12 protein-coding genes are annotated in these 14,586 nt (G+C 73.9%); 10 read left to right on the plus strand and 2 right to left on the minus strand.

The genetic code is table 11. The features are described 5' to 3' along the window. Positions 1 to 168 precede the first annotated feature (168 nt). The 8 genes from ABEB00_RS06475 to ABEB00_RS06510 all read left to right on the plus strand — a co-directional run bounded on the left by ABEB00_RS06475 (position 169) and on the right by ABEB00_RS06510 (position 10,461). Positions 169 to 2,880, plus strand: a complete 2,712-nt coding sequence (locus tag ABEB00_RS06475; RefSeq protein WP_345617936.1) for a helix-turn-helix transcriptional regulator — start codon at positions 169 to 171, stop codon at positions 2,878 to 2,880. 206 nt (positions 2,881 to 3,086) lie between these two features. After that, entirely contained in the window at positions 3,087 to 4,361 is a 1,275-nt protein-coding gene (locus ABEB00_RS06480) for a PucR family transcriptional regulator (RefSeq protein ID WP_345617937.1), read from the plus strand. A gap of 239 nt (positions 4,362 to 4,600) precedes the next feature. Beyond that, positions 4,601 to 5,383, plus strand: a complete 783-nt coding sequence (locus ABEB00_RS06485) for an ABC transporter ATP-binding protein (RefSeq protein WP_345617938.1) — start codon at positions 4,601 to 4,603, stop codon at positions 5,381 to 5,383. After that, positions 5,380 to 6,183, plus strand: a complete 804-nt coding sequence (locus tag ABEB00_RS06490) for an ABC transporter ATP-binding protein (protein WP_345617939.1) — start codon at positions 5,380 to 5,382, stop codon at positions 6,181 to 6,183. The genes ABEB00_RS06485 and ABEB00_RS06490 overlap by 4 nt, the downstream gene beginning before the upstream one ends. After that, on the plus strand, positions 6,180 to 7,076 hold the full coding sequence (locus tag ABEB00_RS06495; RefSeq protein ID WP_345617940.1) for a branched-chain amino acid ABC transporter permease: 897 nt from the start codon (positions 6,180 to 6,182) through the stop codon (positions 7,074 to 7,076). The genes ABEB00_RS06490 and ABEB00_RS06495 overlap by 4 nt, the downstream gene beginning before the upstream one ends. A 40-nt stretch (positions 7,077 to 7,116) precedes the next feature. Continuing rightward, the gene (locus tag ABEB00_RS06500) at positions 7,117 to 8,193 is read left to right on the plus strand and encodes a branched-chain amino acid ABC transporter permease (protein ID WP_345618063.1); all 1,077 of its coding nucleotides are present in this window, start codon (positions 7,117 to 7,119) and stop codon (positions 8,191 to 8,193) included. Next, on the plus strand, positions 8,190 to 9,464 hold the full coding sequence (locus tag ABEB00_RS06505) for an ABC transporter substrate-binding protein (RefSeq protein ID WP_345617941.1): 1,275 nt from the start codon (positions 8,190 to 8,192) through the stop codon (positions 9,462 to 9,464). The genes ABEB00_RS06500 and ABEB00_RS06505 overlap by 4 nt, the downstream gene beginning before the upstream one ends. Before the next feature lie 178 nt (positions 9,465 to 9,642). Continuing rightward, positions 9,643 to 10,461, plus strand: coding sequence for an SAM-dependent methyltransferase (locus ABEB00_RS06510; RefSeq protein ID WP_345617942.1), 819 nt, complete (start codon positions 9,643 to 9,645; stop codon positions 10,459 to 10,461). 61 nt (positions 10,462 to 10,522) lie between these two features. On the opposite strand, the gene ABEB00_RS06515 is transcribed toward ABEB00_RS06510, so the two are convergent. Then, on the minus strand, positions 10,523 to 11,443 hold the full coding sequence (locus ABEB00_RS06515) for a helix-turn-helix domain-containing protein (protein WP_345617943.1): 921 nt from the start codon (positions 11,441 to 11,443) through the stop codon (positions 10,523 to 10,525). Between the two features lie 122 nt (positions 11,444 to 11,565). Further along, positions 11,566 to 11,793: a DUF397 domain-containing protein gene (locus ABEB00_RS06520; protein ID WP_345617944.1), complete on the minus strand. Its 228-nt coding sequence runs from the start codon at positions 11,791 to 11,793 to the stop codon at positions 11,566 to 11,568. A gap of 332 nt (positions 11,794 to 12,125) precedes the next feature. On the opposite strand from ABEB00_RS06520, the gene ABEB00_RS06525 reads away from it, so the two are divergent. Then, positions 12,126 to 12,662 (plus strand): hypothetical protein, encoded by a 537-nt coding sequence (locus ABEB00_RS06525; protein WP_345617945.1) that lies wholly within the window; start codon positions 12,126 to 12,128, stop codon positions 12,660 to 12,662. Between the two features lie 144 nt (positions 12,663 to 12,806). Then, positions 12,807 to 14,576 carry an ABC transporter ATP-binding protein gene (locus ABEB00_RS06530; protein ID WP_345617946.1) on the plus strand — a complete coding sequence of 590 codons (1,770 nt, stop codon included), beginning with the start codon at positions 12,807 to 12,809 and terminating at the stop codon, positions 14,574 to 14,576. Positions 14,577 to 14,586 lie beyond the last annotated feature (10 nt).

Below are 14,586 nucleotides of genomic sequence, written 5' to 3' on the forward strand. Positions count from 1 at the left end.
GCCGGCGTTGTGCCCGTGCACGGGCAACGGCCCGCCGCGCTGGGCGGCGGCACAGGCCGGCCCCCGCCCGGACCGGGACAACACGCAGGTCAAGTGTCATGAGCACCACACTGGCCGGTGCGGACCAGAGCCTTCCGCCTCTGGTTACGCGCGCGTAACCTCCCGGGAATGACCGGAGAGACGATCGTACGTCCGGCGCAGCGCATGCATGGCCGGAACGCGCAACGGCAGGCCGTGACCGGGCTGCTGGACCAACTGCGTACGCGGGGCGCCGGGCTCGTCGTGACCGGGGAGCCGGGCCTCGGCCGTACCACCCTCCTGCGGTGGGCCGCCCGTTCGTTCACCGCCGGAACGGTACTGCACCTGCGGACCGGGCCCGGGAGACCGGAGGAGCACCCCGGCCTCGGCACCCACGTCCGGCTCCCGGAGCGCGGGACGACCCCCCGGACACTGCTCGCCGCCTTCCGCGCCGCGGCGGGCGACGGGCCCCTGCTGGTCTGCGCGGACGACGCGCACCTGTGGGACGAGTCCGGGCGGGCCGCGCTCGGCGCGGTGGCCGGGCACCTGGCCACCGCGGGCGGCGCCGGCCTGCTCGTCTCCGTCACCGGGCTCCGCGCCGCCGGACCCGGCCTCGCCGCCCTGCCCGTCGTCCCCCTGGACCCGCTCGCCCCGCCGGAGGCCGCCGCCCTCCTGGACGACGCGACCGACGGCTCCGTCGACCCGGCCGTCCGCGCCGCCCTGCTCACCGAGGCGGAGGGCAACCCGGCCCTGCTGCTCGCCCTGACCCGCCGGCTCTCCCCGGCCGAACTCCGCGGCCACGAGCCGCTCCCCGTGCCGCTGGCCGACGCCGCGACGCTGGCCGCCGTGGCGGGCCGGGCCCTCACCGGCCTCTCCCCGGACGCCCGCGACCTGCTGCTGACGGTGGCGGCGGCGGTACGGGCGGCGGACGGCCCGGACGTCGACGCGGTCCTCGTGCACGAAGCCGTACGGCGGCTGCGGCCCGGCGCTCCGGCGCCGTACCCCGGGCCGCCGCCCGAGCCGCTCGCGCTGAGCGGGGGCAGGCTGTCCTTCCCCAGCCCGCTGGTCCGCCGGGCCGTGCACGCCACCGCCGACCCCGACCGGCGCCGGGCCGCGCACCGGGCGCTCGCCCACGTAATGGAGGCCGGCGGCCGGCGACTGCCCGGACTGCTGCACCGCTCCTGGTCACTGACCGGCCCGGCCCCCGCGCTCGCCGACCGGCTCGCGGCGGACGCGTCCGAGGGGACGGCACCCGCCTCGCACCGGCTGCGGGCCACCGCGTACGCCCGCGCCGCCGAACTGGGCGCCGACGGCCCCGTCCGGGCCGAGCGGTACACCGCCGCGGCCGAACAGGCGCTGCTCGCGGGCAGCCCGGACCGGGCGCGCCGGCTGCTGGCCGCCGCCCGCCGGTGCGCCGCGCGGGGCGCCGTGCACGGGCGGGCCGAACTGGTCGGCGGACTGACCGAGCTGCGCGACGGACCCGTCGAGGACGCCCACCAGTCACTGCTGCTCGCGGCCTCCCTGCTGGCCGCGGACGCCCCCGGCCAGGCCGCCGCCGCCGCCCTCGCCGCCGTCGACGCGGCCTGGGCGGCGGGGGACCTGACGGCCTGCCTGGCGACGCTCGGTCTCGACCGGGCGCCGCGCGGGGACGACGCCGTGGGCGACCACCGGTCCGGCATGCGGGCGCTGCTCGAAGGGAGCCTGGACCGGGCGGCCGGACCGCTCGGGGACGTGGTCGAGCGGGGCCGTACCGACGACCGGCCCGAGGCGCTGCTGAGGTCGGCCGCCGCCGCCCTGCTCCTCGGCCGGGTGGACGCCGCCCGGCGGGCCGGGGCACGCGCCCTGGTCGCCGCCCGGCACCTCGGTTCGGACGCGCTGGTGCCGCAGGCGCTGGAGTACCTCGCCTACGCCGAACTGCGGGCCGGCCGGCACTCCCAGGCGCGCGCCCACGCCGAGGAGGGCCTGCGCACCGCGCTGCGGACCGGGCAGCGCAACATCTCCGCCCAGCACCACGCGATCCTCGCCCTGGCCGCCTCCATCGAGGAGGCACCGGAGGTCGTCGCCCGCCATGTGACGGCCGCGCTGGCCACCGCCCGCCGCCACGGCCTGGCCCAGGCCGCCACCCTGGCCGAATGGGCGACGGCCCGCGCCGACCTCGGCCGCGGCCGCCCGCACGACGCCGCCGACCGGCTCGGACTGCTGGTCCTGCCCGGACCGTGCCAAGGGCACTTCGCGGTGTGGCGGCTGGCCGTGCCCTGCTTCGTGGAGGCCGCGGTGCCCGCCGGACGGCACGAGGACGCCCGCACCGTCCTGGCCGAGTTCGCCGACTGGGCCGGATTCGGCGCCGACCCGCAGGCCGTCGCCCAACTGGCCCGCTGCCGGGCCCTGCTGGCACCGGAGGAACGGGCCGACGGCCTCTACCGGCAGGCACTGGCCCGGCACGACGAGACCGGCGGCGGCGACTTCGAACGCGCCCGCACCGCGCTGCTCCACGGCAAGTGGCTGCGCCGCCGGCGCCGGCCGAAGGAGGCCCGGGACCGCCTCGGCAGCGCGCTGGCGGGATTCGAGCGGTGCGGCGCCGGGGTCTGGGCCGAACAGGCCCGCGGCGAACTGCGCGCGGTGGGCGCCGCCTCGCGCGGCACCGGCGCCGGGGCCCTCACCATGCTGACCCCGCAGCAACTGCGCATCGCGCGGTACGTCGCCGAGGGCGCCACCAACCGCGAGGTCGCGCTGACCCTCGCGGTCAGCACCCGCACCGTCGACTACCACCTGCGCAAGGTCTTCGCGGCCCTCGGCGTCCGCTCCCGGGTGGAACTGGCCCGCATGGTCGAACAGTTCCAGCGGACGGCCGCGCGCCCGTGATCCGGACGGACTCCCTCCGCGGACCGCCCGCACCCGACAGTCCCGGCCGACGTGCGGTCGAGCCGTATTCGTGATGCGAGGACCCTAGGGACCGACCGGACGGTATGCCATCCTCGGGGCAGGACGAGTCAGGGGAACAGGCGGGGCACGGGCGTACGGCCCGTCCTTCGCCACCGCTGGAAGCCCGAGCCCGGGGGAGGACCGCGATGCAACACGCCGTACGGTCACGAGCAGCGATCCGCACCGCACCCACGCCCGTTCCGCGCCCGCGGACCCGGCGGGTCACGTCGCTCATCGACGCCGACGCGCTGCGCGTCCTGCACCGGGCCGCCCACATCCTCCTCGACGACCTGCCCGACCTCACCGACCGCCTGGTGGCGGTGCTCCAGGAACAGGAGCCCGCCTACCGGGCGGCCATGACCGGCGACCCCACCGGGACCTGGCAGGAGGTGCACCGCTCACTGCGGCACAGCATCACCTCGCTGATCGACCCGCGCAGCGCCCGGGACGGCGCCCGCCGCTGCTCCTGGCGGATCGGCGCCACCCGCGCCGAGCAGGGACTGCCCCTCGACGCCCTGCTGCACGCCTTCCGTCTCGGCGGCTCCCTGGTGTGGCAGCGGCTGGTCGAGGAGACCCAGCGGGCCGCGCCCGAGGACGTCCGCCTGCTGGTGCACGTGGCGGCCGACGTGTGGAACTACGTCGACGAGCACTGCACCCTGGTCGCCGACGCCTACCGGCAGGTCGAGTGGCAGCTCAACCGCCGCCGCGAGAACCGGGCCCGGCTGCTGGCCGCCGCCCTGCTGGACGGCACCAGCCGCATCGCCGACCTGCCGGAGGCCGCCCAAGCCCTCGACCTGCCCGAACACGGCCGGTACGTGGTCGTCGCGGTGGCCGGCGGACATCCCGCGCGCTGCGCCGCCGCCCGCGCCGCCGCCGTCCCCGACGGACTGCGGGTGCACTGGCACGCCGGCGTCGACGTCGACCACGGCATCGTCCTGGTCGGCGAGGGCGGACTGCCGGAGCCCGCGCCGGGCGCCGCCCAGCCCGTCCCGGGCATCCGGATCGGCGTCGGCAGCCCCGTCGACGGCCTCGCCGCCGTCGGCGACGCCCGCCGCCACGCCGACACCGCGCTGAGCATCTGTCCCGCCGCGGGCGGCACCATCCGGCTCGCCGAGCACCTCCCCGCCGCCATGGTCGTCTCCAGCCCCGAACTCGGCGGCGGCCTCGCCGCCCGCGTCCTCGGCCCGCTGCTCAAGCTGGAACCCGCCGACCGGGAAGTCCTGCTGGACACCCTCACCACCTGGCTGCGGTGCGACGGCTCCGCGCAGCGCGCGGGCGAACGGCTCTACTGCCACCGCAACACCGTCCTGAACCGGCTGCGCCGCTGCGAACAGCTCACCGGCCGCTCCCTGACCCGCCCCGCCGACCTCGTCGAGGTCAGCCTCGCCCTCACCGCCCACCGCCTGCTGCGCGACCGGTGACCCGGGGATCCCTGAGGGAGCGTCTGGGCGTCCGCACAGACTGACCGGGTCCGGACTGGGACGCCGCAGCGAGCAGGCCCGGAGCGCTGTACCGGCCCCCCGCCCGCGTGTTGTCGTGAGCGCGCGTTCCCCGAACGCCCGCCCGTCCCCCAACCGTTCGTCAGTACGTCCGCACCTCCGTACGTCTGAACGACCCCGTAGCCGTGCCGGTGCGACCGGCACGGCGCCAAGGAGCCGCGATGCCCCAAGCACCACCGGACGAGGCGCCCGCGCTGCACGTCGAGGAAGTCGACGTGGCGTACGGCCGCGCCCTGTCCGCCCTCCGTTCCGTGTCGCTGACCGTGCCGCACGGCGGCGTCGTCGCCCTCCTCGGCGCCAACGGCGCCGGCAAGACGACCCTGCTGCGCGCCGTCTCCGGCACGCTGCGCCTGCACCGCGGCGCCGTCACCGGGGGCCGCATCCGCTACGGCTCCACCGTCCTCGACGGCCGGGACCCGGTCGCGGCCGTCCGCGCCGGCGTCGTCCAGGTCCCCGAGGGCAGGCGGGTCTTCGCCGGACTCAGCGTCGACGAGAACCTGAAGGCCGGCGGCCTCGGCCTCTCCCGGCGCGCCCCCGCCCAGATCCGCCAGGCCCGGGAGCGCGTCTTCACCCTCTTCCCGCGGCTCGCCGAACGCACCGGCCAGGCCGCCGGCCTGCTCTCCGGCGGCGAACAGCAGATGCTCGCCATCGGCCGGGCCCTGATGGCCTTCCCGCGGCTGCTCCTCCTCGACGAGCCCTCACTGGGACTCGCCCCGATGATGGTGCAGCGGATCGCCGAGGTGATCCGCGAGATCAACACCCAGGGCACCGCCGTGCTCCTGGTCGAGCAGAACGCCGGCATGGCCCTCTCCCTCGCGGACCACGCCCACGTCCTGGAGGTCGGCGAGATCCGGCTCTCCGGTCCGGCCGCCGAACTCGCCCGGACCGACGCGGTGCGCCGCCTCTATCTCGGCGAGACCGCCGAAGGTCAGGGGGCCGCGTGAGCACCGGCACCGCCGCACCGCCCGCCCTGGAGGTCCGGGACGTCACCGTACGCTTCGCCGGGCTCACCGCCCTCGACGAGGTCTCCTTCACCGTCACCCCCGGCACCGTGCACGCCGTCATCGGCCCCAACGGCGCCGGCAAGTCCACCTGCTTCAACGTGCTGTCCGGCCTGTACCGGCCGGCCTCCGGCAGCGTCCGGCTCGGCACCACCGAGCTGACCCGGCTCGCCCCGCACAACATCGCCACCCTCGGCGTCGCCCGCACCTTCCAGAACATCGTCACCACCCAGGGCACGGTCGCGGACAACCTGATGCTCGGCCGGCACGTCCTGTCCCGCGCCGGGTTCGCCGCCAGCGCCCTGCGCCTGCCGGGAGCCGTACGCGAACAGCGCGCCCACCTCGCCAGGGCCCGCGAGATCGCCGGACTCGTCGGCCTGGGCGACCTGTTCGACTCGCCCGTGTCCCTGCTCTCCTACGGCGACCGCAAGCGCGTGGAACTCGCCCGCGCCCTCTGTCTGGAGCCCCGCGTGCTGCTCCTCGACGAACCCGTGGCCGGCATGAACGCCTCCGAACGGGTCCGCATGGCCGAGGTCGTGCGGGACATCCGTGCCTCCCTCGGCCTCTCCGTCGTCCTCGTCGAACACGACATGGGCCTGGTGATGCGGCTCGCCGACGAGGTCACCGTCCTCGACTTCGGCAAGCGCATCGCCCACGGCACCCCCGACGAGGTACGGCAGGACCCCGAGGTCCTGCGCGCCTACCTCGGCACCGAGAACCCGGAAGCGGGGGCGGCGGCATGACCTCACTGATCGACAACGTCTTCAACGGCCTGGCCCTCGGCTCGGTCTACGCCCTCATCGCCCTCGGCTTCGTCACCATCTTCAAGGCGTCGGGCGTGCTCAGCTTCACCCACGGCTCGCTGCTGCTCCTCGGCGGCTATCTGACCGCGATCCTCCACGACGACCTCGGCTTCGCCGGGGCACTGGCACTCGCCGTCCTCGCGACCGCGGCCGTGGCCGGCCTCCTCGACCGGCTGATCCTCCAGCGGGTCGGCACCGACGCGCACGCCGCCCACGTGTCGACCATCGTCACCATCGGCATCGACATCGTCCTGGTGACCGACCTGGCCCGGCGCATCGGCGGCGACCTGCTCACTCTGGGCGACCCCTGGGGCGACGCGGTGACCGGCATCGGGCCGGCCACCGTCGCCGACAGCCGGATCGCGGCGATCATCGCCTCCGCCCTGGCCATCTCCGGCGCCTTCGCCCTGTTCCGGTTCACCCCCTGGGGCCTGTCCCTGCGCGCGGCGGCCGAGGACCCCGAGGCCGCCGCCCTGATGGGCGTACGGCTGAACCGGGTGCGCATGCTCGCCTGGTGCCTGGCGGGCGCCCTCGCCGCGCTGGCCGCCGTCTTCCTCGCCGCGTTCCCCGCCCCCGGGCTGGAACGCACCACCGGCCAGATCGCCCTGAAGGCGTTCCCCGCCGCCATCCTCGGCGGCATGGCCTCACCCGTCGGCGCCCTGGTCGGCTCCATGCTGATCGGCCTGACCGAGGCGTTCGTCGCCGGCTACCAGTCCGAACTGCACGTCCTCGGCGAGGGGTTCGGCGACGTCGCCCCGTACGCCGTGATGGTCCTCGTCCTCCTGGTGCGCCCCGCCGGACTCTTCGCGGCGAAGGGAGCGGCACGTGTCTGACCTCCTCAAGCGCGGCGGATTCCTGATCCCCCTCCTGCTGATGTGCGCCCTGCCCTTCTACCTGGACGCGTTCTGGCTGCGCATCGGCCTGTTCTCCATGGCCGCCGCCATCGGCGCCGTCGGACTCGGCCTGCTCAGCGGCACCGCCGGCCAGCTCTCCCTCGGCCACGCCTTCTTCCTCGCCGTCGGCGCCTACGGCTACGTCTGGCTGGCGGGCGAGAACGGCCCCGGGCTGCCGCCCGCGCTCGCCCTGGTCCTCGCGGTCCTGCTCGCGGGCGTGGCCGGCGGCCTGTTCAGCCCCGTCGCGGGGCGGGTCAAGGGCGTCTACCTGGGCGTGGCCACCCTCGCCCTGGTCTTCCTCGGCCACCACGTCCTGCTCACCGCGGACTCCGTCACCGGCGGCTTCAACGGAAGCTCGGTCCCGCCGCTCGAACTGGGCGGCTTCACCTTCGCCCAGGCCGACCCCGAACTCACCGTCCTCGGCGTGCCGTTCGGCGCCGAGGAACGCCTGTGGTACCTGGGCCTCGTCCTCTTCGCCCTCACCTGGTTCACCGCCCGCGGCCTGCTGCGCGGCCGGCCCGGACGCGCCCTGGTGGCCCTGCGCGACAGCGAGACCGCCGCGTCCGTGATGGGCGTGCACGTGGCCAAGTACCGCTCGGCGGCGTTCGTCGTCTCCTCGATGTACGCCGGCCTCGCGGGCGTCCTGCTCGCCCTGTCCTTCCGCCGCGTGGTGCCCGACTACTTCTCCCTCGCCCTCTCCGTCGACTACCTCGCCATGATCGTCATCGGCGGTCTGGGCTCGGTCGCCGGAGCCACCGCCGGAGCCGTCTTCGTCACCGCGCTGCCCCTGCTGATGACCCGCTACGCCGACCAGTTGCCGCTGGTCGCCGCCCCGGGCAGCGGCGACGGCTCGCTCGGACCGACCGAGGCCGCCCGCTATCTCTACGGTGCGGCGATCGTCGTGATCCTGCTGTTCGCACCCGACGGCCTGCGGGGCCTGGCCCGGCGCACCCGCGCCCGCCTCGGCCGCCGACCACCCCGCCCCGCACCCTCCGACACCGGGGCCGAGCCCCGGCCGCCCGCCACTGCCGCACGAGCCAAGGAGCACACCCCGTGAACGTCACGCACCGCAGGCCCCGTACCACCAAGATCGCCCTGGCCGCGGCGATCGCCGCCGTGCTGCTCGCGGGCACGGCCTGCAGTTCCAAGGGCGGCGACGACGCCGAGGGCAGCACCGACGGCGTCAAGACCGGCCCCGGAGTCAGCGCCGAGACCATCAGACTGGGTGCCCTGACCGACCTCACCGGCCCCTACGCCACCCTCGGCAAGTCCATCGTGCAGGCCCAGCAGATGTGGGCCGACGAGACCAACGCCAAGGGCGGCATCTGCGACCGCAAGATCGAGATCGTCGTCAAGGACCACGGCTACGACGTGCAGAAGGCGGTCACCGCCTACGCCGACATCTCCACCGACGTGGTGGCCCTGCCCCAGGTCATCGGCTCACCCGTGGTCTCCGCCCTGCTCGACGACATCGAGCGGGACGCCATGCTGACCTTCCCGCAGGCGTGGGCGGCCTCGCTGCTCGGCAAGGACGCCGTCCAGGTCCTCGGCACCACCTACGACCTCGACATGATCGCGGCCGTCGACTTCCTCACCCGCTCCAAGAAGGTCGCCAAGGGCGACTCGATCGGCCACGTCTACTTCGAGGGCGACTACGGCGCCAACGCGCTGGAGGGCTCCGAGTGGGCCGGTGAGAAGGCGGGGGTGACGGTGGTCGGCCAGAAGATCAAGGCCACCGACACCGACCTGTCCGCGCAGGTCTCGGCGCTGCGCAAGGCCGGCGTCAAGGCGATCCTGATCAGCGCGGGCCCCGCCCAGACCGCCTCCCTCACCGGCGTCGCCGCCTCCCGCGGGCTGCAGGTGCCGATCGTCTCCAGCGCCCCCGGCTACGCCCCGCAGCTCATGAAGACCCCGGCCGCCGAGGCCCTGCAGGCCATGCTGCACGTGGTCAGTGCCGCGCCGGCGGTCAGCTCCGACCTGCCGGGCGTGAAGAAGATGGCCACCGACTACACCAAGAAGTACCCGGCCACCCCGGTCGACTCCGGCGCGCTCTCCGGTTACAACGCCGCGCAGTTGCTCGGCGCGGACCTGGAGAAGGCGTGTGAGGACGGCGACCTCACCCGGGCGGGCGTGGTCAAGGCGCACCGCTCGCAGAAGAACGCCGACACCGGCCTGGGGACGCCGCAGAACTTCACCGACGTCTCGCAGCCCGCCAGCCGCTCCACCTACGTGCTCAAGCCCGACGCGAAGGCGCTGGGCGGCATCGTGGGCGTCGAGGAGTCCCACGAGGCCCCGGGTGTGGAGGAGTACCTGGCCTCGCGCGGCTGACTCGATGAGGTCCCGGCCCGGTCCGCGCGTCACGCAGCGCGCGGACCGGGCCGGGTACCGCACACCCGATCGACCATGACCTGACCACAGGGGCCCTCCGTCTGGTTCCGGGGACCTCCGGCTCCCTAGGATGTAATCTCAGTCACGCCAGGCGGGCGCCGTGAGAGCTGGGGGAACGATGCAGGCCGACAAGCAGTTGTCCAAGGAGATCAACGCCAACGTGCCGACGGCGGCCCGGATGTACGACTACTACCTCGGCGGCAAGGACAACTACGCGGCCGACCGCGCCGCGGTCGGTGAACTCGACAAGGTCGTCCCCAGTACCCGGCAACTGGCGCTGAACAACCGCCGGTTCCTCCAGCGGGTGGTGCGCACCCTCACCCAGGAGTACGGCGTACGCCAGTTCCTGGACCACGGGTCCGGCCTGCCGACCCAGGACAACGTGCATCAGGTCGCCCAGCGCGTCGACCCGGAAACCCGCGTGGTCTACGTCGACAACGACCCGATGGTGCTGGTCCACGGCCGCGCGCTGCTGGACCAGAACGACCGGACCGCCGTCATCCACGCGGACATGCGCTCGACCGACGAGATCTTCGAGCACCCCGACACCCAGCGCCTGATCGACTTCTCGCAGCCGGTCGCCGTGCTGTTCAACTCGGTCTTCCACTGCATCCCGGACAGCGACACCGACGGCCCCTCGGCGGTGGCCCGCCGGGTCACCGAGCGCCTCGTACCCGGCAGTTACGCGCTGATGTGCCAGCTCGTCAGCGAGGACGCCGAGGTCCGCGAGTCGGTCACGGCCTTCATGGACCAGGCGACCCAGGGCCACTGGGGCCGGGTCCGCGAGCCGAAGGACGTCGACCGCTGGTTCGAGGGGATGGACGTGCTCGAACCCGGTCTGGTGGAGGTCTCCACCTGGCGCCCGGACAACGAGGTGGCGCCCCGGCAGGCCACCAAGGAGTGGATCGAGTACGGCGGTGTCGGGCGCATCCGCTGACCCGGCGGGCCGGGCGCCCTGAGGTGGCCCGGCCCGGTCAACGCCCCGGTCAACGCCTGCGTCACCGCGCGGAGTAGCGCTCCTCGACCGTCCTGCGCAGCATCCCCAGCGACTCGCGCGGGGTGAGCGCCTCGTCGGCGAGCCGGTCCAGGGCGACCCGGTACTCCTCGGTCTCGTCCTGGTCCTCCAGGAAGTTGGCGCTGCGGATGTGCTCCAGGTACACCACGTCCGGCAGGTCGACGCCGCCGAAGCGCAGGTAGGTGACCGGTATGGCGGGCGCCGAGGCGTGGGTGACGGTGAGCGGCACGATCTGCAGGGAGACGTTGGGCCGCTGGGACATCTCGGCCAGGTGCTCCAGTTGCTCCCGCATGATGTCGGTGCTGCCCAGCACGCGCAGCAGCACGGATTCGTCGAGCACCGCCCACAACTGCGGCGCCTCGGCGCGGTGGAGCAACTCCGTGCGCCGGGTGCGCAGTTCGACGCGGCGCTCGACCTCGCCCGCCGGTGCGTTCGGCAGGCCGCGCTCCACCACGGCGCGCGCGTAGGCGGGGGTCTGCAACAGGCCCGGGACGTACTGGATCTCGAAGGTCCGGATCGTCGTGGCGGCCTCCTGCAGGCCGACCAGCCGGTCGAACCACTGAGGCATCAGGCGCTTGTCGTACCGCTGCCACCAGCCCGGCTCACCGGCCCGCCGCAACAGCTTGATCAGCACCGACGCCTCGTAGGCGTCGGTCCGGTACAGCGTCAGCAGGGCCCGGACGTCGGTCTCCGCGGGCGGCCTGCGGGCCTTGCCGGCCTCGATGCGGGAGAGTTTCGCCGGGCTGAACCCCAGCAGACGCGCGGCCTGGTCCTGGGACAGGCCGGCGTCCTCGCGGAAGCCCGCCAACTGGAGGCCGACGAGCATCTTGAGCAGTGTCGGGGCCGGCTCGGGCCGGTCCAGATAGGGTTCGAGACGGGAGAGGCGATGCGACGATGCGGACATCCTGGCTCCCAGCAGACCGGCAGACTAGAGGAAAACATTATCTCATCCCGCCGGTCCGCAGCGCATCTGCCCCCGAAAACAAGGCAGTTGACCTCGCCTCTCCAGCTCTCGAACCCCCGCTGTCACAGCAGGTGGTCGAACTCCCCGTCCTTCGCCCCCGCCAGGAAGGCCGCCACCTCCGCGTGGGTGTAGACGAGCGCGGGTCCGTCCGGATCGCGGGAGTTGCGCAGGGCGATCCCCCCGTCCACCCGGGCGACCTCGACACAGTTGCCCTCGGCGTTGCTGTGCCGGCTCTTCATCCAGCGGGCGTCCAGTGAACTCGCCCGTACTCCGTTCCGCATGGGTGGCACCGCAGTCTCCTTGTTGTCCGGGGGAGCGAACAGCACCTTTTTTCGCGCAATTTCTCGTGCAATTGCACGCGAGTGCTGTCAGCGTGGATAATAGCCAAGGCGTCAACCCCCGGGTAGGCGCACCGACCTGACTGCGTATCAGGGAGAAGCCGTGTCGTCATCCGCGTACCGAACGCCCCGGCCGCCGGGGCGTGACCACGGACCACGCGTCGTCCGCGCGCCCACGGGCACCCGCGGCCGGCTCCCCGTGACCGCCATGGGCGAGACCGTCCGGACCGAGCCGCCCGCCCGTCCCCGCACCTGACCCGACTGCCGCGGAAAGGCCCCACGCCATGCGCACCGCTCCGACACCGCAGTTGAGCACCCGGCGCACCGAGCACCCCGCACCGCCGCCCCCCGCCGCCTCCCTCAAGGGGCTCGACCTGGTGCCCTGGACCGAGATCCAGGACTCCAGCGGCTCCGCCGCGGCCATCCCCGCACTCCTCGACACCGTGGCCCGGGGCGACGCCGACGCCGCCCGGGACGCCCTGCACGACCTGCGCGGACGCATCTGCCAGTACGGCTTCGTCGTCGAGCAGGCCACCGCGGCCACCGTCCCCTTCCTGTGGGAACTGGCCCAGCGGCCCCAGGTGGCCTGCCGCGCCCAGATCATCCAGCTCCTGAAGAGCATCGCCGACGCCCGGCAGTGGGAGAGCACCGCGGCGGTCTACCCCAAACTCCTCAACCACCGCGAGAACCACGTGGTCTGGGAGCGCGCGGCCCGCCTGGCCGTCCACGAGGGGCGCGGCGACCTGGACCGGCTGCTGGCCGAGGACGACACCGAGATCACCCGGGCGAGCGGCGAACTGGCGCGCACGCTCGGGGAGTAGACCCCCTTCCAGGGGAAACGGACCCGCGTCCTCCACGGGGGTGAGGGCGCGGGTCTTCCCGTGCGTGGGACGGTGTGGCGCACTCCGCGCCGAACGGGTAAGAAAGCGCTTGCCCCAACTCGGCAACCCTGGAGGACCACGCCGATGGCGTCGTCGCTGGAAAAACCGCTCGACCACCGCTACCGGGGCGAGCACCCCATACGCACGCTCGTCTACCTCTTCCGCGCCGACCGCGGCCGCCTGGCCGGCGCGGTCGGCGTCTTCACGGTCAAGCACAGCCCCGTCTGGCTGCTGCCGCTGATCACCGCCACCCTCATCGACACCGTCGTCCAGCACCGCCCGATAGGCGAGCTGTGGACGAGCACCGGCGTCATCATGTTCATCCTGGTGATCAACTACCCGCTGCACCTGCTCTACGTCCGCCTGCTGTACGGCAGCGTCCGCCGCATGGGCACCGCGCTGCGCTCGGCGCTCTGCACGCGGATGCAGCAGCTCTCCATCGGCTACCACTCCCGCGTCAGCGCCGGCGTGCTCCAGGCCAAGGTGGTGCGGGACGTGGAGACCGTGGAGACGATGGTGCAGCAGACCGCGGAGAACGGGCTCGGCGCGCTCACCGTGCTCGCCGGCGGCCTGGTCATCATCGGGGTGCGCACCCCGGAGTTCCTGCCGGTCTTCCTCGTCGTGGTGCCCGCCGCCGCCCTGCTGGTGGCGAAGTTGCGGGCCCGGCTGCGCACCCACAACGAGCACTTCCGCCACGAGGTGGAGACCCTGTCGTCACGGGTGACGGAGATGACCCGGCTGATCCCGGTCACCCGCGCCCACGGCCTGGAGGGCAAGGCGCTGCGCCGCATGGACGGCACCCTGGACCGGCTGCTGGCCTCCGCCCTGCGCCTGGACCTGGTCAACGGCCGCTTCGGCTCACTGGCCTGGGTCGTCCTCAACGTGGTCGGCGTCCTGGTCCTGGCCGGCGCCGCGCTGATCGCGTACTACGAGGTGTGGGGCGTCACCGCCGGCGACGTCGTCATGCTCAGCGCCTTCCTCACCACCCTGACCAACTCCACCACCACGCTGACCAGCCTCGCCCCGGTCATCACCAAGGGCCTGGAGTCGGTGCGCTCGGTCGGCGAGGTGCTCCAGGCGCCCGAACTGGAGGACAACGAGGGCAGGACGGAGCTGACCGCGCTGCGCGGCGCCGTCGCCTTCGAGCACGTCGGCCACCGTTACGGGAGCGAGGACCGGGCCGCCGTACGGGACTTCACGCTCGCGGTCGAACCCGGCGAGACCGTCGCGCTGGTGGGTGCCTCCGGCGCGGGCAAGTCCACCGTGCTCAACCTGGTGATCGGCTTCCTGCGCCCCACCTCGGGCCGGCTGCTCCTGGACGGGACCGACATGAACACCCTGGACCTGCGGACCTACCGGCGGTTCGTGTCGGTGGTGCCGCAGGAGTCGATCCTCTTCGACGGCACGGTCGGGGAGAACGTGGCCTACGGCATGGACGACGCCGACGAGGAGGCGGTGCGCGCCGCGCTGCGCGACGCCAACGCGCTGGAGTTCGTCGACCGGCTGCCGCACGGCCTGGACACCCTGGTCGGGGAGCACGGCGCCCGGCTCTCCGGCGGGCAGCGGCAGCGGCTGGCCATCGCCCGCGCCCTGATCCGCGACCCCCGGGTGCTGATCCTGGACGAGGCGACCTCGGCCCTGGACACCCGGTCCGAGGCGCTGGTCCAGCAGGCGCTCGCCCGGCTGCTGCGCGGACGCACCACGTTCGTCGTGGCGCACCGGCTGTCCACCGTGCGGGGCGCCGACCGGATCGTCGTGATGGAGCAGGGCCGGATCGAGGAGATCGGCACCCACGAGGAACTGCTGGGCCGGGGCGGGGCGTACACCGCGCTGCACGGCTCCCAGGTCGCCTGAGCGCGGCGGA

Source organism: Streptomyces ziwulingensis (assembly GCF_039542605.1).
In the GTDB taxonomy this organism is placed as follows: domain Bacteria; phylum Actinomycetota; class Actinomycetes; order Streptomycetales; family Streptomycetaceae; genus Streptomyces; species Streptomyces ziwulingensis.

Bases quoted from the DNA above. Each gene is read 5' to 3' on its own strand.
- ABEB00_RS06515 (WP_345617943.1), bottom strand. From the start codon at position 11,443: ATGTCCGCATCGTCGCATCGCCTCTCCCGTCTCGAACCCTATCTGGAC.
- ABEB00_RS06500 (WP_345618063.1), top strand. From the start codon at position 7,117: ATGTGCGCCCTGCCCTTCTACCTGGACGCGTTCTGGCTGCGCATCGGC.
- ABEB00_RS06510 (WP_345617942.1), top strand. From the start codon at position 9,643: ATGCAGGCCGACAAGCAGTTGTCCAAGGAGATCAACGCCAACGTGCCG.
- ABEB00_RS06485 (WP_345617938.1), top strand. From the start codon at position 4,601: ATGCCCCAAGCACCACCGGACGAGGCGCCCGCGCTGCACGTCGAGGAA.
- ABEB00_RS06475 (WP_345617936.1), top strand. From the start codon at position 169: ATGACCGGAGAGACGATCGTACGTCCGGCGCAGCGCATGCATGGCCGG.
- ABEB00_RS06530 (WP_345617946.1), top strand. From the start codon at position 12,807: ATGGCGTCGTCGCTGGAAAAACCGCTCGACCACCGCTACCGGGGCGAG.
- ABEB00_RS06480 (WP_345617937.1), top strand. From the start codon at position 3,087: ATGCAACACGCCGTACGGTCACGAGCAGCGATCCGCACCGCACCCACG.
- ABEB00_RS06495 (WP_345617940.1), top strand. From the start codon at position 6,180: ATGACCTCACTGATCGACAACGTCTTCAACGGCCTGGCCCTCGGCTCG.
- ABEB00_RS06525 (WP_345617945.1), top strand. From the start codon at position 12,126: ATGCGCACCGCTCCGACACCGCAGTTGAGCACCCGGCGCACCGAGCAC.